Raw genomic sequence first — 1,342 nt, 5'->3', positions numbered from 1 at the left:
CGCATTCTATCAATTTAACTCTCCAATGTCGGCAGCCCCTTTACAATCGCCAGCGTCGCACTTCAGTTTGAATATCCAAAAGTCGGTAAAACACGCGGCAAATGATCGCGCATCGGCCCAATCGCTTCCCAACCTAAACAAGCCAGCCAAATCATACGCGGAATGTTTTGGCGGGCAATTCGGTAGTCATCAATCAGCGTTGAATCAATACCCAGCGCGTCGGCGGCAGCAATTGTCGTTAGCGCGTTGCGGCGCATCCACTCATTAAATAATTCGTGGCTGATTTCGCCGCGCTGTTCTTTTGCCCAAGCATAAACGTTATCAGCCCCAAATTCTTCATCAATCCATTCAATACTATTGCCCCATTCACTGAGATGAACACGGGCAAAAACGCTGGGTTCTAATACTGGCGTTAATGCAGCATGACGACGTAACTGCATTTCAACATTCACATCTAAAACTTCGCCGGTATTCCAACTCGTGCGTAGGCAATAGGGTTGTAACGCTTCAACAGATATTAATTTTGGGAAAAAATAATGATTCATTGATGATACTCTCGCCATGTATTGAATAAAACTGCTTGATTAGAACTAATCCACATGAGAGCTTCACGAATCTCACGCTCATTCACCTGTCCCATAACAGCGAATGTTTCTAAATCGACAGTACAATCACGACCATCGCGCAATTTAACATGGACATGGGGCGGCGGATGATCGTCGAAATAAATCACAACATGGCATTGATTAAAGCGTTGTAAAGTTGGCATAACAGATTCCGTTTAAGCGGTTATAAAATCTCCAATGTCGGCAGCCCCTTTACAATCGCCAGCGTCTCTAAACTCACCGTGACCACGCGCTGGAATAATTCCAACGGATAGCGCGGGTTATTCATCGTTTCATGCGCCCAGTCATTCGCATCATTCACGATGCCGCTGTCTTTGTCAATTTTGACGCTTTGCCGTTCCATCACCCAATCTAATGCCGGTTTGCCATTCACTACATATTCATACGCCGCCAACGGAATCTCGCGCAGCGTGAGATGTTCATTATAAATCACGGTGGTTAAATCTTTCTCTTTGCCGCATTTGCCGTATTTCATTTTGGTGACGCGATAATCAGCCGCCGTTAATGGTTTGCTGCTTTCAATTGTGAGCGGATACGGCGCGACCGTTTCATAATTGAGATGCAGCGCGGCTAATTGTCGCCCAGCATTGCTAAATGCCCAGAAATCCGCAGCAGTTTTCACTCGCGGAATGCGCGGTAATTCTTTGCTCAAATTGTCGGCATAACTGGTGCGATATTCCGGCGAATGCAGCAAACCATAAATATAATAAAACAGG

Annotated in this window: 3 protein-coding genes; all 3 read right to left on the bottom strand. The window is 45.9% G+C overall.

Annotation, left to right across the window (positions count from 1 at the left end):
- Positions 1-62: 62 nt before the first annotated feature.
- Positions 63-545 (bottom strand): DUF2442 domain-containing protein, encoded by a 483-nt coding sequence (locus CKO12_RS14280; protein ID WP_200155388.1) that lies wholly within the window; start codon positions 543-545, stop codon positions 63-65.
- Positions 542-769, bottom strand: a complete 228-nt coding sequence (locus tag CKO12_RS14275) for a DUF4160 domain-containing protein (protein ID WP_200155387.1) — start codon at positions 767-769, stop codon at positions 542-544. The genes CKO12_RS14280 and CKO12_RS14275 overlap by 4 nt, the downstream gene beginning before the upstream one ends.
- 20 nt (positions 770-789) lie before the next feature.
- Positions 790-1,342: type ISP restriction/modification enzyme (locus CKO12_RS14270; protein WP_338032767.1), on the bottom strand; the 553-nt coding region annotated here is incomplete at its 5' end.

Origin of the sequence: Chromatium okenii (assembly GCF_016583745.1) — a bacterium.
Lineage (GTDB): Bacteria > Pseudomonadota > Gammaproteobacteria > Chromatiales > Chromatiaceae > Chromatium > Chromatium okenii.
The sequence above is the reverse complement of the archived record's forward strand: the minus strand, read 5'-3'. Positions and strand labels throughout refer to the sequence as shown.